General features: G+C 70.9%; 23 protein-coding genes and 1 riboswitch. Of the genes, 11 read left to right on the forward strand and 12 right to left on the reverse strand.

Going from position 1 to position 20,764, the window contains the following annotated elements:
- Nucleotides 1-82: 82 nt before the first annotated feature.
- The 3 genes from ABT114_RS15410 to ABT114_RS15420 are packed head-to-tail and all read right to left on the reverse strand — an operon-like array spanning nt 83 to nt 2,153.
- Nucleotides 83-448: an Rv2175c family DNA-binding protein gene (locus ABT114_RS15410; RefSeq protein WP_005478255.1), complete on the reverse strand. Its 366-nt coding sequence runs from the start codon at nt 446-448 to the stop codon at nt 83-85.
- Nucleotides 449-504: 56 nt separating this feature from the next.
- Nucleotides 505-1,746: an NAD(P)/FAD-dependent oxidoreductase gene (locus ABT114_RS15415; protein WP_351142617.1), complete on the reverse strand. Its 1,242-nt coding sequence runs from the start codon at nt 1,744-1,746 to the stop codon at nt 505-507.
- A gap of 32 nt (nt 1,747-1,778) precedes the next feature.
- Nucleotides 1,779-2,153, reverse strand: coding sequence for an avidin-fold protein (locus ABT114_RS15420; protein WP_351142619.1), 375 nt, complete (start codon nt 2,151-2,153; stop codon nt 1,779-1,781).
- Nucleotides 2,154-2,205: 52 nt separating this feature from the next.
- A riboswitch (TPP riboswitch) is annotated at nt 2,206-2,317 on the forward strand.
- On the opposite strand from ABT114_RS15420, the gene thiO reads away from it, so the two are divergent.
- The 6 genes from thiO to ABT114_RS15450 all read left to right on the forward strand — a co-directional run bounded on the left by thiO (nt 2,315) and on the right by ABT114_RS15450 (nt 8,165).
- Nucleotides 2,315-3,487, forward strand: coding sequence for a glycine oxidase ThiO (thiO, locus tag ABT114_RS15425; RefSeq protein WP_351142620.1), 1,173 nt, complete (start codon nt 2,315-2,317; stop codon nt 3,485-3,487). (Overlaps the previous riboswitch by 3 nt.)
- Entirely contained in the window at nt 3,484-3,705 is a 222-nt protein-coding gene (gene thiS / locus ABT114_RS15430; protein ID WP_351142622.1) for a sulfur carrier protein ThiS, read from the forward strand. The genes thiO and thiS overlap by 4 nt, the downstream gene beginning before the upstream one ends.
- Before the next feature lie 3 nt (nt 3,706-3,708).
- On the forward strand, nt 3,709-4,503 hold the full coding sequence (locus ABT114_RS15435; protein ID WP_351142624.1) for a thiazole synthase: 795 nt from the start codon (nt 3,709-3,711) through the stop codon (nt 4,501-4,503).
- Between the two features lie 202 nt (nt 4,504-4,705).
- A complete protein-coding gene (pknB, locus tag ABT114_RS15440) occupies nt 4,706-6,637 on the forward strand; it encodes a Stk1 family PASTA domain-containing Ser/Thr kinase (protein WP_351142626.1) in 1,932 nt (643 codons plus the stop codon).
- Between the two features lie 75 nt (nt 6,638-6,712).
- A complete protein-coding gene (locus ABT114_RS15445) occupies nt 6,713-7,591 on the forward strand; it encodes a deoxyribonuclease IV (protein ID WP_351142627.1) in 879 nt (292 codons plus the stop codon).
- 76 nt (nt 7,592-7,667) lie between these two features.
- The gene (locus tag ABT114_RS15450) at nt 7,668-8,165 is read left to right on the forward strand and encodes a DUF4396 domain-containing protein (protein WP_351142629.1); all 498 of its coding nucleotides are present in this window, start codon (nt 7,668-7,670) and stop codon (nt 8,163-8,165) included.
- A 3-nt stretch (nt 8,166-8,168) separates the two neighbouring features.
- On the opposite strand, the gene ABT114_RS15455 is transcribed toward ABT114_RS15450, so the two are convergent.
- The gene (locus tag ABT114_RS15455) at nt 8,169-8,801 is read right to left on the reverse strand and encodes a sulfite oxidase-like oxidoreductase (RefSeq protein WP_351142631.1); all 633 of its coding nucleotides are present in this window, start codon (nt 8,799-8,801) and stop codon (nt 8,169-8,171) included.
- Nucleotides 8,802-8,975: 174 nt separating this feature from the next.
- Here ABT114_RS15455 and bfr point away from each other — a divergent pair, with 174 nt between their 5' ends.
- Nucleotides 8,976-9,455 (forward strand): bacterioferritin, encoded by a 480-nt coding sequence (bfr, locus tag ABT114_RS15460; RefSeq protein WP_351142633.1) that lies wholly within the window; start codon nt 8,976-8,978, stop codon nt 9,453-9,455.
- A gap of 18 nt (nt 9,456-9,473) precedes the next feature.
- Here bfr and ABT114_RS15465 read toward each other — a convergent pair whose 3' ends face one another.
- On the reverse strand, nt 9,474-9,725 hold the full coding sequence (locus ABT114_RS15465) for a (2Fe-2S)-binding protein (protein ID WP_351142635.1): 252 nt from the start codon (nt 9,723-9,725) through the stop codon (nt 9,474-9,476).
- Between the two features lie 134 nt (nt 9,726-9,859).
- Nucleotides 9,860-11,212: a class II 3-deoxy-7-phosphoheptulonate synthase gene (locus tag ABT114_RS15470; protein WP_351142637.1), complete on the reverse strand. Its 1,353-nt coding sequence runs from the start codon at nt 11,210-11,212 to the stop codon at nt 9,860-9,862.
- Nucleotides 11,213-11,319: 107 nt separating this feature from the next.
- Here ABT114_RS15470 and ABT114_RS15475 point away from each other — a divergent pair, with 107 nt between their 5' ends.
- Both ABT114_RS15475 and ABT114_RS15480 read left to right on the forward strand, forming a co-directional pair.
- The gene (locus ABT114_RS15475) at nt 11,320-11,376 is read left to right on the forward strand and encodes a trp operon leader peptide (protein WP_071528813.1); all 57 of its coding nucleotides are present in this window, start codon (nt 11,320-11,322) and stop codon (nt 11,374-11,376) included.
- 97 nt (nt 11,377-11,473) lie between these two features.
- Nucleotides 11,474-13,381 (forward strand): anthranilate synthase family protein, encoded by a 1,908-nt coding sequence (locus ABT114_RS15480; RefSeq protein WP_351142639.1) that lies wholly within the window; start codon nt 11,474-11,476, stop codon nt 13,379-13,381.
- Here the strand turns inward: ABT114_RS15480 and ABT114_RS15485 are convergent.
- From ABT114_RS15485 to ABT114_RS15505, 5 genes are all read right to left on the reverse strand, one after another.
- Nucleotides 13,333-14,328, reverse strand: coding sequence for a 2-hydroxyacid dehydrogenase (locus ABT114_RS15485; protein WP_351142641.1), 996 nt, complete (start codon nt 14,326-14,328; stop codon nt 13,333-13,335). The genes ABT114_RS15480 and ABT114_RS15485 overlap by 49 nt on opposite strands.
- Before the next feature lie 80 nt (nt 14,329-14,408).
- Nucleotides 14,409-15,437, reverse strand: coding sequence for a 6-phosphofructokinase (locus ABT114_RS15490; RefSeq protein ID WP_351142643.1), 1,029 nt, complete (start codon nt 15,435-15,437; stop codon nt 14,409-14,411).
- A gap of 186 nt (nt 15,438-15,623) precedes the next feature.
- Nucleotides 15,624-16,301: a response regulator gene (locus tag ABT114_RS15495; RefSeq protein ID WP_351142645.1), complete on the reverse strand. Its 678-nt coding sequence runs from the start codon at nt 16,299-16,301 to the stop codon at nt 15,624-15,626.
- 31 nt (nt 16,302-16,332) lie between these two features.
- Nucleotides 16,333-17,544 carry a MacS family sensor histidine kinase gene (gene macS / locus ABT114_RS15500; RefSeq protein ID WP_351142647.1) on the reverse strand — a complete coding sequence of 404 codons (1,212 nt, stop codon included), beginning with the start codon at nt 17,542-17,544 and terminating at the stop codon, nt 16,333-16,335.
- A gap of 43 nt (nt 17,545-17,587) precedes the next feature.
- Nucleotides 17,588-18,349: a lysophospholipid acyltransferase family protein gene (locus ABT114_RS15505; RefSeq protein ID WP_351142649.1), complete on the reverse strand. Its 762-nt coding sequence runs from the start codon at nt 18,347-18,349 to the stop codon at nt 17,588-17,590.
- Between the two features lie 161 nt (nt 18,350-18,510).
- On the opposite strand from ABT114_RS15505, the gene ABT114_RS15510 reads away from it, so the two are divergent.
- Together ABT114_RS15510 and ABT114_RS15515 are read left to right on the forward strand one after the other, a co-directional pair.
- A complete protein-coding gene (locus ABT114_RS15510) occupies nt 18,511-19,290 on the forward strand; it encodes an alpha/beta hydrolase (protein ID WP_351142651.1) in 780 nt (259 codons plus the stop codon).
- Entirely contained in the window at nt 19,283-19,882 is a 600-nt protein-coding gene (locus ABT114_RS15515; RefSeq protein WP_351142653.1) for a hypothetical protein, read from the forward strand. Before ABT114_RS15510 ends, ABT114_RS15515 begins: the two co-directional genes overlap by 8 nt.
- A gap of 22 nt (nt 19,883-19,904) precedes the next feature.
- Here the strand turns inward: ABT114_RS15515 and ABT114_RS15520 are convergent, their stop codons facing one another.
- Complete coding sequence (locus ABT114_RS15520) at nt 19,905-20,660, reverse strand: endonuclease/exonuclease/phosphatase family protein (protein ID WP_351142655.1); 756 nt, start codon at nt 20,658-20,660, stop codon at nt 19,905-19,907.
- Nucleotides 20,661-20,764 lie beyond the last annotated feature (104 nt).

Below are 20,764 nucleotides of genomic sequence, written 5' to 3' on the forward strand. Positions count from 1 at the left end.
GCGGTTGTCGGTGGCGTACGGCCGCGGCGCGCCACGGTCGTGGGCCGCGGCCGTACGTCGGACGGTCGTTCGGATCAGTGGGTCAGACGGCGAGCGCCTGGGCGCGGCGCTTCACCTCCGTGCCGCGATTCTCGCTCAAGGCCTGCGCGGGGGTGCCGGGCAGGCTCGGGTCGGGGGTGAAGAGCCACTCCAGCATCTCTTCGTCGGAGAAGCCGTCGTCCCGCAGGAGCGTCAGGGTCCCGGTCAGGCCCTTGACGACCTTGTCCTCGTCGATGAAGGCGGCGGGGACGTGCAGCGCCCGGTTCTCGCCACGGCGTACGGCGATGAGCTGGCCCTCCTTGACCAGCTGCCGCACGCGCGTCACCTCGACGTCGAGCATCTCGGCGATGTCGGGAAGGGTGAGCCAGGCGGGGACGAGAGCATCAATCTTTGCGTCAATCTCGGTCACGCCTTCAAGACTGCCATCCCGGACTGACAGTGGGTAGCCGGACTGACCCCTGCGGGCTACGCCGTCGCCGCCTTCAGGGGCCTCGCGGGGTCCCCGAGCAGCCCGGCGTCCATCGCCGTACCGGCCTCGATCAGCTTCCTGCCCTGGGCCAGGTCCCGCGGGCGCCCCACGGCGAGCAGTGCGATCAGGCGGCTCTCGCGCAGCCAGCAGACGGTCCACGCGGGCCCGGCGGGGTCGCCCCGCCAGACGGTCGTGTCGGCGGAGGCGTGGTGGCCTGCGTACTGGACGAAGCGGCCGAACTGCTCGGACCAGAAGTACGGCACCGGGTCGTAGACCACGGGGATCTCGCCGGTGGCCTCGCCGATGATGTTCGCCGCGACCGTGCGCGGGCCCTGGAGGGCGTTGTCCCAGTGGTGGACCAGCAGGCGCTCGCCGTACCTTGCCGAAGGGAAGGAGGCGCAGTCGCCGACGGCGTAGACGTCCGGGACGGAGGTGCGCAGGTGGCTGTCGGCCACGACCTCGCCGTGCGCGCCGAGGGCGATGCCGGAGCCGGCCAGCCAGTCCGTCGCGGGGCGGGCGCCGATGCCGACCACGACCGCGTCCGCAGGCAGCCGGGTGCCGTCGTGGAGCACGACCGCGCCGGACTCGACGCGCTCCACGCGCGCGTGCGTGCGCAGCTCGGCGCCGCTGTCGGCGTACCAGGCGGCCATCGGGGCGGCCACCTCGGCGGGCAGCGCGCCGGCGAGCGGGCGGTCCGCGGCCTCGACGACCGTCACCGCGCAACCCGCCTCCCGCGCGGCCGTCGCGAACTCCGCGCCGATCCAGCCCGCGCCGACGACCACGACGTCGTGCTGCCGGGCGAGCACGGGCCGCAGCCGCTCGGCGTCGTCGAGGGTACGCAGCAGATGCACGCCGGGAACGCCCTCCGTGCCCGGCAGCCGAATCGGTTCAGCACCGGTGGCGAGGACGAGGACGTCGTACGGCACAAGGCCGGCGGCCGTGTCCAGCTCGCGGTCGGCGGGGCGGGCACCCAGCACGTCGAGCCCGAGCCGCAGTTCGATGCCGAGCGCCTCGAAGTCGACATCGAAGGCGGAGCCCTCGGCCGTGCCGAGCAGGACCGCCTTGGACAGCGGGGGCCGGTCGTACGGCTGGTGGGGCTCCGCGCCGAGCACGGTCACCGTACCGGTGAAGCCCTGCTCGCGCAGGGCGACCGCGGTCTGCACCCCGGCCATGCCCGCGCCGACGACGACCACGCGACGCTCCGCCGACGTACCTCGTTGCTGCGTCTGCTCACTCACCTGATCACCATAGACAACTGACAATTTGTCAGTCAGGGGGCGTGCTCAGTGACCTGCTCCACAACCGGCTCGGTCACCTGCTCGACCACGCTCGTCCCGCTGCCCGGCTGCGACTCCCACTCCCAGGCCTCCTCCAGGCGCACCCGGCCGTCGGGCAGTTCGACGACCGTCGACACACAGTGCCCGGACGACGTGCTGCCGTCGTGCTTGAGCTGCACGTACCGGAAGTCCAGCCGGTCGTCTGTCCGAGTACCCACCAGCTGCCCGCGTACGACGTCGCCGCCCGCGTACTCGGCCCAGATCTCGCCGTCCTTCTCGTGGTACGCGAACCGGGTGCGCGTACCCACCTGACCTGGGGCCTGGTCGGCCACGGGGGCGAGGACGAGTCCGTCGAGCGAACGGGCCATGGGCAGAGGCTCCCTTACTGAGACTTACGGCGTCGGGCTAGGGTGGCCAACGTAAAGCACTCGCGGGAGCCCGGGCGCACCGGGCTGAGAGGGAGGCTGGCGGCCTCCGACCGTACGAACCTGATCCGGGTCATGCCGGCGAAGGGAGGGGCTGGACGCCCATGTTGCCTACGCGTACGCGTACGTCAGACGTCCTCGTCGTGGGGGGCGGAATCATCGGACTCGTGACGGCGTGGCGGGCCGCGCAGCGCGGGTTCGCCACGGCCGTCGTGGATCCCGACCCTGGCGGCGGGGCCGCGCAGGTGGCGGCCGGGATGCTGGCCGCGGTCACGGAACTGCACTTCGGCGAGCAGACCCTGCTGGGCCTGAACCTCGCCTCGGCCCGCCGCTACCCGGATTTCGCGGCGGAGCTGACCGATCTCACCGGCCACGACCTCGGCTACCGCCGCTGCGGCACGCTCGCCGTGGCGCTGGACGCCGACGACCGCGCCCATCTGCGTGAACTGCACACCCTGCAACGACAGTCGGGCCTGGAGTCCGAGTGGCTGTCCGGGCGGGACTGCCGGCGCCTGGAGCCGATGCTCGCGCCGGGTGTGCGCGGCGGGCTCCGGGTCGACGGCGACCACCAGATCGACCCGCGGCGACTGGCGGCCGCTCTGCTGGCCGCGTGCGAGCGGGCGGGCGTGGTCTTCCACCGGGAGTGGGCCGAGCGGCTGACCGTCGAGCGGGAGCGGGCGGCGGGCATCGTCACCCGCGAGGGCACGGCGCTGGGTGCGGGGCAGGTGGTGCTCGCGGCCGGCAGCCTCAGCGGGCGGCTCGCGGGGGTCCCGGAGGACGTACGGCCGCCTGTGCGACCCGTGAAGGGGCAGGTGGTGCGGCTGACCGTGCCGAAGCGGTACGCGCCCTTCCTGAGCCGGACCGTGCGGGCCGTGGTGCGCGGCAGCCATGTCTACCTGGTGCCGCGGGAGAACGGCGAGCTGGTCGTCGGGGCGACGAGCGAGGAGCTGGGCTGGGACACGACAGTGACGGCGGGGGGCGTCTACGAGCTGCTGCGCGACGCGCACGAGCTGATGCCGGGCATCACGGAGCTGCCGCTCACGGAGACCCGAGCCGGGTTGCGTCCCGGCTCCCCCGACAACGCGCCGCTGCTCGGCCCGACCGGACTGGACGGGCTGCTGCTGGCCACCGGGCACTACCGCAACGGCGTGCTGCTCACGCCGGTCACCGGTGACGTGCTGGTCCACGCACTGGCCACCGGTTCGCTGCCGGACGAGGCCCGTCCCTTCACGCCCCGGCGGTTCACCGCCGCCGCACTCACGGAGCAGTCCGCATGAACACCTCCGACATCTCCGTCACCATCTCGGTCAACGGGGAGCCCCGGGAGATCGCGCCCGGCACGGCTCTCGACACCCTCGTCCGCACGCTCACCGCGGCGCCGTCCGGCGTGGCCGCCGCGCTCAACGAAACCGTCGTCCCGCGCGGGCAGTGGTCGGCCACGGCCCTGTCCGAGGGAGACCGCGTCGAAGTCCTCACCGCCGTCCAAGGAGGCTGACCCATGGCCGACGACCCCTTTGTCATCGGTGGTACGTCCCTCTCGTCCCGGCTGATCATGGGTACGGGCGGGGCGCCCAGCCTCGACGTCCTGGAGCGGGCGCTGGTCGCCTCGGGCACGGAACTGACCACGGTCGCGATGCGGCGGGTAGACCCGTCCGTGCACGGGTCCGTGCTGTCGGTGCTGGAGAAGCTCGGGATCCGGGTGCTGCCGAACACGGCCGGCTGTTTCACCGCGGGTGAGGCCGTGCTGACGGCACGGCTGGCGCGGGAGGCGCTCGGCACCGACCTGGTCAAGCTGGAGGTCATCGCCGACGAGCGGACGCTGCTGCCGGATCCGATCGAGCTGCTGGACGCGGCGGAGACGCTGGTGGACGACGGGTTCACGGTGCTGCCGTACACGAACGACGATCCGGTGCTGGCGCGGAAGCTGGAGGACGTGGGGTGCGCCGCGGTCATGCCGCTCGGGTCGCCGATCGGGTCCGGGCTCGGGATCCGCAATCCGCACAACTTCCAGCTGATGGTCGAGCACGCGCGTGTGCCGGTGATTCTTGATGCCGGGGCCGGTACGGCTTCGGATGTGGCGCTGGCGATGGAGCTGGGGTGTGCCGGTGTGATGCTCGCCTCGGCGGTGACGCGGGCGCAGGAGCCGGTACTGATGGCTGCCGCCATGCGGAACGGGGTGGAGGCGGGGAGGTTGGCGTACCGAGCCGGGCGGATTCCTCGGCGGCATTTCGCGGAGGCGTCGTCTCCTGTGGCGGGGCTGGCCAGGTTGGATCCGGAACGGCCCGCTTTCTAGGCACCCTGCGCTGTCCTTCCCCCTCGGTCCACCACCCGCGCACCACCCGTCACCGCACGCGACGAAGCGGACCTTTCCCGTGGAGGTCGTTCGCCGTCGGCGGCTACGAGATCGTGGGAAGCGTCACAGGTCGGCTGCAGTACCGCCCCGATCTCGGGTGAACCAGCGGGGGGTGTCAGTCTCGGCTCGTACACTCGCCTGCGTGGATACGACCCTTCAGGACCCCCTCGTCGGGCAAGTGCTCGACGGCCGGTATCGCGTCGACGCGCGGATCGCCGTCGGCGGGATGGCCACGGTCTACCGGGCCGTGGACACCCGCCTGGACCGCGTCCTCGCCCTCAAGGTGATGCATCCGACGCTCGCGGTCGACAGTTCCTTCGTCGAGCGGTTCATCCGGGAGGCGAAGTCCGTCGCCCGGCTCGCGCACCCCAACGTCGTCCAGGTCTTCGACCAGGGGAACGACGGGTCGTACGTGTATCTCGCCATGGAGTACGTCGCCGGCTGCACCCTGCGCGACGTGCTGCGCGAGCGCGGGGCGCTGCAGCCGCGCGCCGCCCTGGACATCCTGGAGCCGGTGCTGGCCGCGCTGGGCGCCGCCCACCGCGCCGGGTTCGTGCACCGGGACATGAAGCCGGAGAACGTCCTGATAGGGGACGACGGGCGGGTCAAGGTCGCCGACTTCGGGCTGGTGCGTGCCGTGGACACGGTCACCAACACCACGGGGACGGTGCTGGGCACCGTCTCGTACCTGGCGCCCGAGCAGATAGAGCACGGCACGGCCGATCCCCGCGTCGACGTGTACGCGTGCGGTGTCGTCCTGTACGAGATGCTGACCGGCGCCAGACCCCATGAGGGGGACTCTCCCGCCTCCGTGCTCTACAAGCACCTCCACGAGGACGTGCCGCCGCCCTCGGCCGTCGTGCCGGGGCTGGCGTACGAGCTGGACGAGCTGGTCGCGACGGCCACCGCGCGCACCCCGGCCGTCCGGCCGTACGACGCCGTGGAGCTGCTGTCGCAGGTCCGTCAGACGCGTGGCGCGCTGAGCGCCGACCAGCTGGACGTGGTACCGCCGCAGGCGGTCGCGTCGGCGCACGACAACGCCGAGGACCGTACGAGCGTCATCCCGCGCGCGCTGACCGTGCCCCGGCCGCTGCCCGTCAACGAGGACGAAGAGCCCGAAGCCCAGTTCAACCGCACCAGTCGGCTGGAGACCGCGCCGCCGCTCCCGTCGCGACGGCGGCTCTCCCGGTCCCGGCAGCGGCTCGCCGCGATCATCGCCGCCGTCCTGGTGGTGTTCGGCGTCGGCGCGGGCGTCTGGTACATCAACTCCGGCCAGTTCACCAAGGTCCCGCCGCTGCTGGCGAAGACCGAGACGCAGGCCAAGGACCGGCTGGAGGCGGCCGGGCTCGAGGTCGGCACGGTCAAGCAGGCCTACAGCGACACCGTGAAGCGCGGCACGGTCATCGGCACGGACCCGGCGCCGGGCGAGCGGATCCGGGACCACGACTCCGTGACGCTCACCATCTCCAAGGGCCCGGAGACCGTGAAGGTGCCGGACCTGGAGGGCTACCGGCTGGACAAGGCGAGGGCCGTGCTGAAGGACAGCGGGCTGGAGCCGGGTCTCGTCACCCGGGAGTTCAGCGACGACGTCCCCCGGGGCTTCGTGATCGGCACTGACCCGGAGACGGGTACGACCCGGCACGCGGGTTCGGCGATCGCCCTCACCGTCAGCAAGGGCAGTCCGGTGGACGTGCCGGACGTCACCGGCGAGGACCTGGCGGACGCCAAGGCCGACCTGACGGACGCGGGCCTGAAGGTGAAGATCGCCGCCGACCGCGTCAACTCCGAGTACGACGCCGGGCAGGTCGCGGCGCAGACTCCGGACGCCGACAGCCAGGCCGCCGAGGGCGACACGGTGACGCTGACCGTGTCCAAGGGACCGGAGATGGTCGAGGTCCCGGACGTGGTCGGCGCCAGTGTCGACGACGCCAAGGAGCTGCTGGAGGCCTCCGGCTTCAAGGCCGAGGAGGACCGGGGTCTGCTCGGTCTCTTCGGCGACACCGTCAAGAAGCAGTCGGTGAAGGCCGGCGACATGGCGCCCAAGGGGTCGACGGTCACGATCACGATCCGGTGACCGGAGCCACCGGACGTCGGGTGCCGCCAGACGTCCGGTGCCGGGGCACGCCGGGCCGCATGACACCCTGAACGGGTGAAAAACCAGCAGCCCGGCCCCTCCCGCAACCCCGTCGGCGGTCACGTCCCCGTGGCCGGCGGCCTGAGCTCCGTGGGGCTGACGTATGCCCGCGACCTGAAGGCGGAGACCGTGCAGGTCTTCGTCGCCAACCCGCGCGGCTGGGCCACACCACCCGGCAACCCGCGGCAGGACGAGGAGTTCCGCGCGGCGTGCGCGGCCGAGTCGATCCCGGCGTATGTGCACGCCCCGTATCTGATCAACTTCGGCTCGCACACCGAGGCGACCGTGGAGAAGTCGGTGGAGTCCCTGCGGCACTCGCTGCGCCGCGGGCGGGAGATCGGCGCGCTGGGTGTGGTCGTGCACACCGGGAGCGCGACCGGCGGGCGGGAGCGGTCGGTGGCCCTGCAGCAGGTGCGGGAGCACCTGCTGCCGCTGCTCGACGAGCTCACCCACGACGACGACCCGTACCTCCTGCTGGAGTCCACCGCCGGTCAGGGTGCCTCGCTCTGCTCCCGGACCTGGGACTTCGGGCCGTACTTCGAGGCGCTGGACGCCCACCCGAAGCTGGGCGTGTGCCTGGACACGTGCCACATCTTCGCGGCGGGCCACGACCTGACCGGGCCGAGCGGCATGCACCAGACGCTCGACCTGCTGGTGGACACCGTCGGCGAGGGCCGGCTGAAGCTGATCCACGCCAACGACTCCAAGGACGTGGCCGGCGCACACAAGGACCGGCACGAGAACATCGGCGCCGGCCACATCGGCGAGGACCCGTTCCGGGCACTGATGACGCACCCCGCGACGGCGGGCGTCCCACTGATCATCGAGACGCCGGGCGGCAAGGAGGGGCATGCGGCGGATGTGGAGCGGCTGAAGAAACTTCGCGATTCCTGACCCGTTCCGGAATACCCCTGGGGGGTATACGGTTCTTGCTTGACGCAGGCACCGTAGACCGGCATTGGGGGCACTCATGCAGCACGAGGCGCACGCGCACCACCACACAGCCGACACCATGACCGGCGCCATGACCGGCGCCACCTGGTCCACGGCCGTCCAGGCCACCCTGCACTGCCTGACCGGATGCGCCATCGGCGAGGTGCTGGGCATGGTGATCGGCACCGCGCTGGGCTGGGGCAACGTGGCGACCACGGTCCTGGCGATCGTCCTGGCGTTCTTCTTCGGCTACTCACTCACCCTGCGCGGAGTGCTGAAAGCCGGCGTCGGGTTCCGTACCGCCTTCCAGGTGGCGCTGGCCGCGGACACGCTGTCGATCGCCGTGATGGAACTGATCGACAACGGCGTGATCGTGCTGTGGCCGGAGGCGATGGACGCGGACCTCGGCGACCTGCTGTTCTGGGGCTCGCTGGCGATCTCCCTGGTGATCGTCTTCGTGGTCACGACGCCCGTCAACAAGTGGACGATCGGCCGCGGCAAGGGCCACGCGGTGGTGCATCAGTACCACCACTGACCCTCAGAGCTCGGGGCCGTCCCCGGGCTTCTCCTGGTACGAGTAGCGCTGCTCCTGCCAGGGGTCGCCGATGTTGTGGTAGCCGCGCTCCTCCCAGAAGCCGCGGCGGTCGGCCGTCATGTACTCCACACCGCGGACCCACTTGGGGCCCTTCCAGGCGTAGAGGTGGGGGACGACCAGGCGGAGCGGGAAGCCGTGTTCCGCGGTGAGCAGTTCGCCGTCCTTGTGGGTGGCGAAGATGGTGCGCTCGGCGGCGAAGTCCTCCAGGCGGAGGTTGGAGCTGAAGCCGTACTCCGCCCACACCATCACATGGGTGACGGCCGGCGCGGGCGGGGCGACCTCGAGGAGCGTGCGGGCCGGGATGCCGCCCCACTCGGCGCCGAGCATGCTGAACTTCGTGACGCAGTGCAGATCGGCCACGACGGTGGTGTACGGCAGGGCCGTGAACTCCTCGTGGTTCCAGCAGTGCTTCTCACCGTCGGCGGTGGCCCCGAAGACCCTGAACTCCCAGCGCTCGGGCCGGAACTTGGGCACCGGCCCGTAGTGCGTGACCGGCCAGCCGCGCTGCAGTCGCTGCCCCGGCGGAAGCTCGGACCGTGCCGCTTCTCCAGATTCGCGCTCCACCGGATGACCCATGTCTCCATCCTGACAGACCCCGGGCAGTGCACATGACCAGGGAGTACGAAACGGGCAACTGGTACTAAGCATGCACTTACTTACTAAGTACGCACTTACTGGACGATCTTCGGCGCCGGTGCAATCATGCGGCCGCAACCTCCTCAGTTCCCCACGTGGAAGGAGCCTGACGCGATGCAGGGCGACCCAGAGATCATCGAGTTCCTGAACGAGCAGCTCACCGGCGAGCTCACCGCGATCAACCAGTACTTCCTGCACGCGAAGATGCAGGAGAACAACGGCTGGACGAAGCTCGCGAAGTACACGCGGCACGAGTCGTTCGACGAGATGAAGCACGCCGAGGTGCTCACCGACCGGATTCTGTTCCTGGAGGGGCTGCCGAACTACCAGCGGCTGTTCCACGTACGGGTGGGCCAGACCGTCAAGGAGATGTTCGAGGCGGACCGGCAGGTCGAGGTCGAGGCGATCGACCGCCTCCGGCGGGGCATCAAGGTGATGCGCGAGAAGGGCGACATCACGTCCGCGAACATCTTCGAGTCGATCCTCGAGGACGAGGAGCACCACATCGACTACCTCGACACCCAGCTGGAGCTGGTGGAGAAGCTCGGCGAGGCGCTCTACCTCGCCCAGCTGATCGAGCAGCCGGACAGCTAGGCACGAGCTGGGCCCGAGCTAGGCCGCCTCGTCCAGGCGGGCGGTCTCCGCGACGTCCGCGACCTCCGCCAGCACCGACTTGCCCTGGTCGGCCAGTTCCCGGCGCGGGCAGGCGCCGCGGCCGAGGATCGTCTGGATACGGCGGACGCAGGATCCGCAGTCCGTGCCCGCCTTGCAGGCGGAGGCTATCTGGCGGGGAGTACAGGCGCCGTTGTCCGCGTGCTGCTGGACCTGCGCTTCGGTCACTCCGAAGCAGCTGCAGACGAACACGCGGACTCACCTCCCGCCGAGATCAATAAGGCTAACCTAACCTTACCCGCCGCCCAGGAGTCGCAAAAGGGGAAGGGGACGCGGATCGTATGTGATCCGCGCCCCACCTCATGCCCCTGTAACAGACAGGACCGTCACTGGTCCCTGTACATCTCCGCGACCAGGAACGCCAGGTCGAGCGACTGGCTGCGGTTCAGACGCGGGTCACAGGCCGTCTCGTAGCGCTGGTGCAGGTCGTCGACGAAGATCTCGTCGCCGCCGCCCACGCACTCGGTGACGTCGTCACCGGTGAGCTCCACGTGGATGCCGCCCGGGTGGGTGCCCAGGCCCTTGTGGACCTCGAAGAAGCCCTTGACCTCGTCGAGCACGTCGTCGAAGCGGCGGGTCTTGTGGCCGGAGGCCGCCTCGAAGGTGTTGCCGTGCATCGGGTCGGTCACCCAGGCCACGGTCGCGCCGGAGGCGGTGACCTTCTCGACCAGCTCGGGCAGCTTGTCGCGGACCTTGTCCGCGCCCATCCGCACGATGAAGGTGAGGCGGCCCGGCTCCCGGTCCGGGTCGAGGCGCTCGATGTACTGCAGCGCCTCCTCGGCCGTCGTCGTCGGGCCGAGCTTGATGCCGATCGGGTTGCGGATCTTCGACGCGAACTCGATGTGCGCGTGGTCCAGCTGGCGGGTGCGCTCGCCGATCCACACCATGTGCGCCGAGACGTCGTACAGCTGTCCGGTGCGCGAGTCGACCCGGGTCAGGGCGGACTCGTAGTCCAGCAGCAGCGCCTCGTGCGAGGAGTAGAACTCGACCGTCTTGAACTCCTCCGGGTCCGTACCGCAGGCCCGCATGAAGTTCAGCGCGTTGTCGATCTCGCGCGCCAGCTGCTCGTAGCGCTGCCCGGACGGGGAGGACTTCACGAAGTCCTGGTTCCAGGCGTGTACCTGGCGCAGGTCGGCGTAGCCGCCGGTGGCGAAGGCGCGCACCAGGTTGAGCGTGGAGGCGGAGGCGTTGTACATCCGCTTCAGGCGCTCGGGGTCCGGGATGCGGGCCTCTTCGGTGAAGTCGAAGCCGTTGACCGAGTCACCGCGGTACGTCGGCAGCGTCACGCCGTCGCGGGTCTCGGTGCCCTTGGAGCGCGGCTTGGAGTACTGGCCGGCGATACGGCCGACCTTCACGACCGGCACCGAGGCGGCGTACGTGAGCACGGCGCCCATCTGGAGCAGGGTCTTGAGCTTCTGGCGGATCTGGTCGGCGGACACCGCGTCGAAGGCCTCGGCGCAGTCGCCGCCCTGGAGGAGGAACGCCTCTCCCTTGGCGACGGCCGCCATCCGGGCGCGCAGCTGGTCGCACTCGCCCGCGAAGACGAGCGGCGGATACGACTCGAGGTCCGCGATCACTGCGCGCAGAGCCTCGGTGTCGGGGTACTCGGGCTGCTGCGCCGCGGGCAGGTCTCGCCAGGTGTTGCCAGCGCTCGCGCTGGTCTTAGCGTTCACGGTCACGCCCTCAACATTACGGGGTCGTGTCGAGTCGTTTTCGCTCGGCTCGACAGGTGAGACGGTGTCGCGCTCACCTGTGGACGCGCGGCGCGTGGGGTAAGGTGCAGCTCATGTTCGCGCATTCGACCCAGAACTGGTGGTGGACCGCTCATCCGGCGGCCCACTGACTGCGCGTACGCAAGACTTCGCGAAGGCCGCCCGAGGGCGGCCTTCAGTGTTTTCCGAGACCTGGGCCGTTCCTCCTCCCGAGAAGGACACGGACCCATGCAGCTGCTCGACCTGATCGACGATCCCCGCCCGTTCGCCCTGCTGCGCCGCCGCACCCCCGGCCATGACGACACCGTCGTGGAGGTGCTGCTCGGCCCGGTCGGCACGTACGACCGCCTCGCCGACCTCCCCGGTGAAGGGCTCGCGCTCGTCCCCTTCCGCCAGATCCGGGAGCGCGGATTCGACGTGCGGGACGACGGCACGCCGCTGGTGTTCCTCACGCCCGAGGAGACGTACGCCGTCCCGCTCGCCGATGCCCTGGCCCAGCTGCCGACGCACGACGTGCGCGTCGAGGACGGCGGCTTCGACGTCGAGGACGAGGAGTACGCGGAGATCGTCGGGCGTGTGCTGCGCGACGAGATCGGGCGGGGCGAGGGCGCGAACTTCGTGATCCGGCGGACGTACACGGGTGAGCTCCCCGGATTCGGGCGTGCCGACGCCCTCGCGCTGTTCCGCCGGCTGCTGGCGGGCGAGCGGGGCGCGTACTGGACCTTCGTCGTCCACACGGGGGACCGCACGCTGGTCGGTGCCAGCCCCGAGGTGCACGTGCGGATGTCCGGCGGCACGGTCGTCATGAACCCGATCAGCGGAACGTACCGCTACCCGGACGCGGGGCCGACGCCGGAGCACCTGCTCGGCTTCCTCGCCGACAGCAAGGAGATCGAGGAGCTGTCGATGGTCGTCGACGAGGAGCTCAAGATGATGTGCACCGTCGGCGACATGGGCGGGGTCGTCGTCGGTCCACGTCTGAAGGAGATGGCGCACCTCGCGCACACCGAGTACGAGCTGCGGGGGCGGTCGTCGCTGGATGTGCGGGAGGTCCTGAAGGAGACCATGTTCGCGGCGACGGTCACCGGCTCGCCGGTGCAGAACGCCTGCCGGGTCATCGAGCGGCACGAGGTCGGCGGACGCGGCTACTACGCGGGCGCGCTCGCGCTGATCGGCCGGGACACCGGCGGGGCCCAGACCCTCGACTCCCCCATCCTCATCCGCACCGCAGACATCGACGCGGCCGGGCGGCTGCGGGTGCCGGTCGGCGCCACGCTCGTCCGGGGATCCGATCCGGCCGGTGAGGTCGCGGAGACGCATGCCAAGGCGGCCGGGGTGCTGGCGGCGCTGGGGGTACGTCCGTCCCGGCCGCGTGCGGAACAGACTCGGCCCCGGCTCGCGGACGACCCCCGGGTGCGGGCCGCGCTGGACGGGCGGCGGGCGTCACTGGCGCCGTTCTGGCTGCGGATGCAGGAGCGGTCGGACGAGCTCGGCGGGCACGCCCTGGTCGTCGACGGGGAGGACACCTTCACGGCGATGCTCGCGCATGTGCTGCGGTCGAGCGGGCTGGACGTGACCGTGCGGCGCTACGACGAGCCGGGGCTGCGGGATGCGGTGCTGGCGCACGAGGGGCTGGTCGTCCTCGGTCCCGGCCCCGGTGATCCCTCGGACCTGGCCGACCCCAAGATGCGGTTCCTGCGGGACCTGACCGCCCGGGTGATCCGGGAGCACCGGCACGGCGTCCTCGGCGTCTGCCTCGGGCACGAGCTGATCGCGGCCGAGCTGGGGCTGGAGATCGTACGGAAGGAGGTGCCGTACCAGGGGGCGCAGACGGAGATCGACCTGTTCGGGCGGGCCGAGACCGTCGGTTTCTACAACAGCTTCGTGGCGCGCTGCGACGAGGAGGCGCTCACGGAGCTGGCCGCGCGCGGCTTCGAGGTCAGCCGCAGCGCGACCGGGGAAGTGCACGCCGTACGGGGGCAAGGTCGTGCCGGAGGCGCGCCCATGAACGCAGTCGCCGGGGTCCAGTTCCACCCGGAGTCGGTGCTGACGCTGAACGGAGCCGCCGTCGTACGGGAGCTGGTCGGTCAGCTGCGCGGCACGAGCACGTTCTCCGAGCGGCGGCCCGCCGTGTAGTCGAGGACGTTCTTCACCGTGGCCGCGATGATCTGGCCCACTGCGTCCACGGTGTAGTACGCCTGGTGGGACGTGACCAGGACGTTCGGGAAGGTGACCAGGCGGGCCAGGGTGTCGTCCTCGATGGCCTCCAGGGACTTGTCGAGGAAGAACAGGCCCGCCTCCGCCTCGTACACGTCGAGGCCGACGCCCGTGAAGCGGCCCTCGCGCAGTTCGGCGACGAGGGCCGCGGTGTCGACGAGGCCGCCGCGGCTGGAGTTGACCAGGATCGCGTCGTCCTTCATCGCCCTCAGGGCGTCGGCGTCGATGAGGTTCTTGGTCTGCGGCATCAGCGGAACGTGCAGGGTGACCAGGTCGGACTCGGTGAGGAGCTGTTCCTTGGAGACGTAGGTCATGCCGAGTTCCATGCAGGCCGGGTTCTCGGCGACGTCCCAGCCGAGCAGCCGCATGCCGAAGCCGTGGGCGATCCGGGCGAACGCCTCGCCGATCTTGCCGGTGCCGAGGATCCCAGCGGTGCGGCCGTGCATGTCGCGGCCCATCAGGCCGTCGAGGCGGAAGTCGAAGTCCCTGGTGCGGGTGGAGGCGCGGACGATGCGCCGATTGACCGCCATGGCGAGGGTCCAGGCGAACTCGGCCACCGAGTACGGCGAGTAGGACGACACCCGGGCGACCGTCATGCCGAGCCGCTCGGCGACCTGGAGGTCGATGTTGTTGAAGCCGGTGGAACGCTGGGCGACCATCTGCGTCCCGCCGGCCACGAGGGTCTGCAGGACGCGGGGACCGAGGTCGCAGTTGACGCTGGTGCAGACGACCTCATGGCCGACCGCGATGGGTGCGGTGTCCGCGTTGAGGAAGACGTCCAGGCAGTGGACGTCGTCGTGGCCCTGGAAGGCCCGCTCGATCAGGGGCTTCTCGTCGGCCTGCACACCGAAGGCCAGGATCTCCACGACTTCTCCAGTTCTGCTGGGCTATGGGCCGAATATACGACCCATAACCCCTTAATGCTGTTTCAGCCGTTTCATCCGTTTCAGCCGAAGAAGACTCCGACCTCCTCGTACAGCTTCGGATCGACCGTCTTCAGCTTGGCCGTGGCCTCCGCGATCGGGACGCGGACGATGTCGGTGCCGCGCAGAGCGACCATCTTGCCGAAGTCGCCTTCGTGGACGGCCTCGATGGCGTGCAGTCCGAAGCGGGTGGCGAGCCAGCGGTCGAAGGCGCTCGGAGTGCCGCCACGCTGGATGTGCCCCAGCACGGTCGTACGGGCCTCCTTGCCCGTGCGCTTCTCGATCTCCTTGGCCAGCCACTCGCCGACGCCGGACAGCCGGACGTGTCCGAAGGAGTCCAGCGACTGGTCCTTCAGGACCATGTCGCCGTCCTTCGGCATGGCGCCCTCCGCGACGACCACGATCGGCGCGTACGACGCCTTGAAGCGGGAGGTGACCCAGGCGCACACCTGGTCGACGTCGAAGCGCTGCTCGGGGATGAGGATGACGTTGGCGCCGCCGGCCAGGCCCGAGTGGACGGCGATCCAGCCCGCGTGACGGCCCATCACCTCGCAGACGAGGACGCGCATGTGCGACTCGGCGGTGGTGTGGAGGCGGTCGATCGCCTCGGTCGCGATACCTACGGCGGTGTCGAAGCCGAAGGTGTAGTCGGTGGCGGACAGGTCGTTGTCGATGGTCTTCGGCACGCCGACGCACGGCACGCCGTACTCGTCGGACAGGCGCGCGGCGACGCCCAGGGTGTCCTCGCCACCGATCGCGACGAGCGCCCCGACCTCGTGCTTGGCGAGGTTGTCCTTGATGCGGCGGATGCCGTTCTCCACCTTCAGGGGGTTGGTCCGCGAGGAGCCGAGGATGGTGCCGCCGCGGGGCAGGATGCCGCGCACCGCGGGGATGTCGAGGCGGACCGTGTCCCCTTCGAGGGGCCCTCGCCAGCCGTCCCTGAAGCCGACGAAGGCGTAACCGTACTCCTGCACGCCCTTGCGGACGATGCCCCGGATGACGGCGTTGAGTCCGGGGCAGTCGCCGCCTCCGGTCAGTACTCCGACCCGCATGGAAATGTCCCTTCGCCGCGGTTGCCTGGTGAGGGTCACGGTAATAGTGATCCAGGTCACTTCGGCATGGGCGGGAAGGGCAATTCCGGTGAATTGTCGGGCCGTTGGTTTACTCGCCGGGTCTGCTCATCGGGTTTACTCGTCCGTTCGGCTGTCGGCCGGGCTTGTCGGTCTTACTCGTCGGTGTCACTCGTCGTCGAGCCCGCGCTCTATCGCGTACCGCACCAGTTCCACCCGGTTGTGCAGCTGGAGCTTGCCGAGGGTGTTCTGGACGTGGTTCTGGACCGTGCGATGGGAGATGACCAGGCGCTCGGCGATCTGCTTGTAGCTCAGGCCCTTGGCGACCAGCCGCAGCACCTCGGTCTCGCGCTCGGTCAGCCGGGGCGCGTCAGGTCCGCCGGCGTCGGCCGCGGGCGCGGGCTCGGAGGCGAGGCGGCGGTACTCGCCGAGGACGAGACCGGCCAGCCCGGGCGTGAAGACCGGGTCGCCCACGGCCGTGCGGCGCACGGCGTCGAGCAGTTCCTCCGTCGACGCCGACTTCAGCAGGTAGCCGGTCGCGCCGGACTTCACCGCCTCCAGGACGTCGGCGTGCTCGCCGCTCGCGGACAGCACCAGCACGCGCAGCGCCGGGTTCGCGGCGACGACCTCCTTGCAGACCTGGACGCCGGGCTTCGCGGGCAGGTTCAGGTCGAGGACCAGGACGTCGGGCACTGCCGCCTTGGCGCGGCGCACCGCCTGCTCGCCGTCGCCGGCGGTGGCGACCACCTCGAAGCCGGACTCGGCCAGGTCGCGGGCGACGGCGTCGCGCCACATGGGATGGTCGTCGACGACCATGACCTTGATCGGCCTCTGCTGTTCACTCATCGCTGCTGTTCCACCTTCCCCCGGATCCGCTTCACGTCTTCGCGCCCTTCTTCGCGTCCTTCGGCACCATCAGCTCGACCTCCGTGCCCTGCCCCGGAGTCGAGAACAGCTCGGCGCTGCCGCCCAGGTCGCGCAGCCGCCCCCGGATCGACAGGGCCACCCCGAGCCGCCCCTCGCCCTCCGCCTGCGCGAGCCGCCCCTCGGGGATGCCGGGCCCGTCGTCCCGTACGGTCACGACGACCGAGCCGGGCTCGTCCTCGACCAGGAGCCAGGCCCGGGCGTCCGCCCCGGCGTGCCTGCGTACGTTGTCCAGGGCCGCCCCGACGGCGGCGGCCAGCTCCCTCGCGGCGGCCGGGGCCAGCAGCACCGGGGCGCCGGGCTCGGCGAGGCTGACCCGGGCAGCGACGTACGGGACGAGCAGCGCGCGCAGATCCACGGGACCGTCGTCCTCGGGCTCGTCGACCGCTCGTACGACCGCCCCGTCGGCCGCGTCCTCCGACACCCGGGACACCGGGACCAGGCCGCCGGAGACCAGGGTGCGCAGCGCCACCTCCTGCTCGCCCGCCATCCGACCCAGCTCGGCCGCCTCACCGCCGATGACCGCGCCGCGCCGCTGGACCATCGCCAGCACCTGGAGCACGCCGTCGTGGATGTCCCGGGCGAGCCGCTCCCGCTCCCTGGTCGCGGCCTCGATCTCCAGGGCGCGGGCGAGGGTGCGCTCGGAGGCGCGGGCGACCTCGACGACGTAGCCGATGGCGATGGAGGCGACCCAGACGAGGATCACGTTGTGGACCGTGTCGCGGGCCGGGGCGCCGCGCTCGACGAGGTTCGCGGCGGCCACGAGGGTGGAGGCCAGGGCCGCCCAGCGCCAGCCGCCCTTGACGGCGAAGGCCAGAACGGATCCCGCGGTCCATATCGACGGCAGGGTCGGGCCCCCGTCGAGGATCCGCTCGTGGGCGTCGGCGACCGGCGTGAGCAGGATGCCGGTGAGCGCGACGGCTAAGTCCAGGGCGAGGAAGCGCTTGGTGCAGCTCGCCGCGTTCGCGACCTTCGGGAGGGTGGCGAGGGTCCACACGAACAGGACGACGTAATAGGAGATGGCCACCCAGGGACGGGTGAAGCTGTCGTAGGCGGTGGCGAACAGGCCGACCGCGTACAGCATGGTCAGCACCCGGTAGCCGGTGAGCGCACGCCACATCGGCTGCTCGACCGACATCGTCATGACTCGGACGCGCCTGGCCAATTCCCCCACCCCCGCCCCGGCCCGGACTGCCGTGTCCCGGGCTCTAGGTCTCCGACTTGTCCTTCTCGGCCTGGTCCTTGGCCGCCTGCGCGAGCGCGGCCTTCGCCGCCTTCTCCGCTTCCTTCTCCGCCTTCGCCGCATCCGCGATCTGCCGCTTGGCCGCGGTCGCGTAGATGTCGACGTACTCCTGGCCGGAGAGCCGCATGATCTCGTACATGACCTCGTCGGTCACCGCGCGGAGTACGAAGCGGTCGTGTTCCATGCCCTGGTAGCGACTGAAGTCCAGGGGCTTGCCGATCCGGATGCCGGGCCGCATCAGCTTCGGCATGACCTGCCCGGGCGGCTGGATCTTCTCCGTGTCGATCATGGCGACGGGGATGACGGGCGCGCCGGTGGCGAGCGCCACGCGCGCGAGGCCGCCGGGCTTGCCGCGGTAGAGGCGGCCGTCGGGCGAGCGCGTGCCCTCCGGGTAGATACCGAACAGCTCACCGCTCTCCAGCACCTCGATGCCGCTCTTGATGGCGGCCTCGCCTGCGCCGCGCGCGCCGGAGCGGTCCACCGGGAGCTGGCCGACGCCCTTGAAGAAGGCGGCGGTCAGCCGGCCCTTCACACCGGGCGTGGTGAAGTACTCGGCCTTCGCGATGAAGGTGACCTTGCGGTCGAGGACGGCGGGCAGGAAGAACGAGTCCGAGAAGGACAGGTGATTGCTCGCGAGAATCGCCGGCCCCTCGGCGGGTACGTTCTCCAGGCCTTCCACCCAGGGCCTGAAGATCATCTTCAGCGGCCCCCCGATGGAAACCTTCATAGCGCCGTACAACAACCGAGTGCCTCCTGATATGTGTCGCTCAGACCTTAACCCGGAGTGCCGCCAATGAGGCCGACGGCCCTGGTCGGTGTCCGTGCGGTCGCGTACGGTGAACCACACCCGGAAGCGTTCACGCCCCTGACATGAACAGGAGACCGAAGGTGCCGGTCCTTCCTGGAGCCGAGCCGTACCGCCATGAGGGCGGGGAGGTAGGTGTCCTCCTCTGCCACGGTTTCACCGGTTCCCCGCAGTCGCTGCGCCCCTGGGCGGAGTTCCTCGCCGAGCGCGCGCTGACCGTGTCGCTGCCGCTGCTGCCGGGGCACGGCACACGCTGGGAGGACATGCAGCTCACCAGCTGGCAGGACTGGTACGCGGAGGTCGACCGCGAGCTGCGCGCCCTGCGCGACCGCTGCGCCCGGGTGTTCGTGGCCGGCCTGTCCATGGGCGGGGCGCTGGCCCTGCGGCTCGCCGCCAAGCACGGGGACGGCGTCGCCGGCGTGATGGTCGTCAACCCGGCGAACAAGGTCCACGGCCTGTCCGCGTACGCCCTCCCGGTCGCCCGGCACCTCGTCCGTACGACCAAGGGGATCGCCAGCGACATCGCGAAGAGCGGCAGCGCGGAACTCGGCTACGACCGGGTGCCGCTGCACGCGGCCCACTCCCTGCGGACCTTCTTCCGGCTCGTCGACGGCGAGCTGCCGCAGGTCACCCAGCCGCTGCTGCTCCTGCGCAGCCCGCAGGACCATGTCGTGCCGCCGGCCGACTCGACCCGCGTCCTGAGCCGCGTGTCGTCGATGGACGTAACGGAGGTCATGCTGGAACAGAGCTACCACGTGGCGACGTTGGACCACGACGCGGACCGTGTCTTCGAGGAGAGCTACGCCTTCATCGGCCGGCTCGCACCCAGTGTCGGCAAGGAAGGGACGGCCGCAGGTGGCTGAGCACGACTCGGAGCGCGAGGACCGCGGGGAGCGGGAGGACCCCGGGGGCCACGACGGCCGCGGGGAGCGCGAGCCGGAGGACGCGGGCGTCGCCTTCGACGAGGAGGCCGCGTGGGCGGCGATCGTCGCGGGGTACGGCGAGGAGCCGCCGGACCCGCCGGGCGCCAAGCCGTTCAAGACGGTCGAGGACCTGGCCCTGCTCGAGGCCGAGACGAACGACGACAAGCCGGAGGAGAAGCAGCCGGCCAAGCCGCTGGGCAGCTCGGTCTCCTTCGCGCCCGGCCTCGGTCCGCGCGACTACACCGCGCCCGAGGCGTCGGAGGAGGATTTCGAGGAGGACGACGAGGGTCACTTCGTCCCGCCCGAGCCGCCGCCGCTGCCCGCCGCCGACACGACCGCCCGGTTCGCGTGGCTGGGGGTGGTCGGCGGCCCGATCCTGCTCCTGGTGGCGGTCCTGCTCGGCTGGGACATGACCTGGTGGCTGACGACGCTGGGCATCGGCGGCTTCCTGGGCGGCTTCGCCACGCTCGTGGTGCGGATGAAGACGGACGACGAGGACGACGGCGATCCGGGCCGGGGCGCGGTGGTCTGATCCCGGCCGACCGGCTACCCGCCTATGACGCCGGAACCCTGAGGGCGGCCAGCACCGGAAGGTGGTCCGTGGCGGCCCGCAGGTCGGCGTCGGTCACACCCGGCTGGCCGGCCGGCACTCCGCACCCCAGCACCTCCACCCCCCGCGTGGCGAAGAGCGCGTCGATGCGTTGGTGGGGGTCGGTGGGCGTCGAGGTGTACTCGCCGCCCCAGGGCGCGGTCGCCCAGCAGTCCTGGAGTCCCTCGGCCAGCCGCCGGAAGGTGCGGCCGGCGGGGCGTTCGTTGAGGTCGCCGCCGGCGATCACGTGCTCCACGCCCAGCCCGGCGAGCCGGTCGAGGAGCATGCCGCCCTGGCCGTAACGCTCGTCCTGCTGCAGGCTGAGGTGACAGCTCAGTACGCCGAGCCGGGCGCGCCCGAACCGTACGACGGCCGTCGAGAAGCCCCGCCGGTGCAGCCCGGGGGTGAGCGGCAGCAGCACGTCCTCGGTCCGTTCGACGGTCGCGCGCAGCGAGGAGAGGATCGCGGGCCCCGCGGCCGTGCCGCCACCGGAGACGATCACCTGTCCGGACGCCGCGGCGAGCCGGGCCAGCTTCTTGCGCCAGCGGAAGAACCGCGGCGCCTCCTGGACGAGGACCAGATCGGGGGCGCAGGCGCCGATCACCCGGGCGAGCGCGGCGGTGTCGTCGCGCATCGAGCGGATGTTGTAGGAGAGGACCCGGATGACGGCCGAACCGTCGGGCTCGGTATGCGAGTTGGGGAGCAGCGGAGAGGTCGCCATGCTGATCAAGATACGCCGCGGCGTCCCGTGGCTGCGCACAGGGCGGCGGCCGGTACGGCAGCGCCCGCCGTCCCCGGATGCGGGGCTCGGCGGGCGCTGCCGTA

The organism is Streptomyces sp. NPDC002088 (genome assembly GCF_040296605.1).
Taxonomy (GTDB): domain Bacteria; phylum Actinomycetota; class Actinomycetes; order Streptomycetales; family Streptomycetaceae; genus Streptomyces.

Bases quoted from the DNA above. Each gene is read 5' to 3' on its own strand.
- ABT114_RS15420 (WP_351142619.1), bottom strand. From the start codon at position 2,153: ATGGCCCGTTCGCTCGACGGACTCGTCCTCGCCCCCGTGGCCGACCAG.
- thiO (WP_351142620.1), top strand. From the start codon at position 2,315: ATGTTGCCTACGCGTACGCGTACGTCAGACGTCCTCGTCGTGGGGGGC.
- thiS (WP_351142622.1), top strand. From the start codon at position 3,484: ATGAACACCTCCGACATCTCCGTCACCATCTCGGTCAACGGGGAGCCC.
- ABT114_RS15435 (WP_351142624.1), top strand. From the start codon at position 3,709: ATGGCCGACGACCCCTTTGTCATCGGTGGTACGTCCCTCTCGTCCCGG.
- ABT114_RS15450 (WP_351142629.1), top strand. From the start codon at position 7,668: ATGCAGCACGAGGCGCACGCGCACCACCACACAGCCGACACCATGACC.
- ABT114_RS15455 (WP_351142631.1), bottom strand. From the start codon at position 8,801: ATGGGTCATCCGGTGGAGCGCGAATCTGGAGAAGCGGCACGGTCCGAG.
- bfr (WP_351142633.1), top strand. From the start codon at position 8,976: ATGCAGGGCGACCCAGAGATCATCGAGTTCCTGAACGAGCAGCTCACC.
- ABT114_RS15480 (WP_351142639.1), top strand. From the start codon at position 11,474: ATGCAGCTGCTCGACCTGATCGACGATCCCCGCCCGTTCGCCCTGCTG.
- ABT114_RS15490 (WP_351142643.1), bottom strand. From the start codon at position 15,437: ATGCGGGTCGGAGTACTGACCGGAGGCGGCGACTGCCCCGGACTCAAC.
- ABT114_RS15495 (WP_351142645.1), bottom strand. From the start codon at position 16,301: ATGAGTGAACAGCAGAGGCCGATCAAGGTCATGGTCGTCGACGACCAT.
- ABT114_RS15505 (WP_351142649.1), bottom strand. From the start codon at position 18,349: ATGAAGGTTTCCATCGGGGGGCCGCTGAAGATGATCTTCAGGCCCTGG.
- ABT114_RS15520 (WP_351142655.1), bottom strand. From the start codon at position 20,660: ATGGCGACCTCTCCGCTGCTCCCCAACTCGCATACCGAGCCCGACGGT.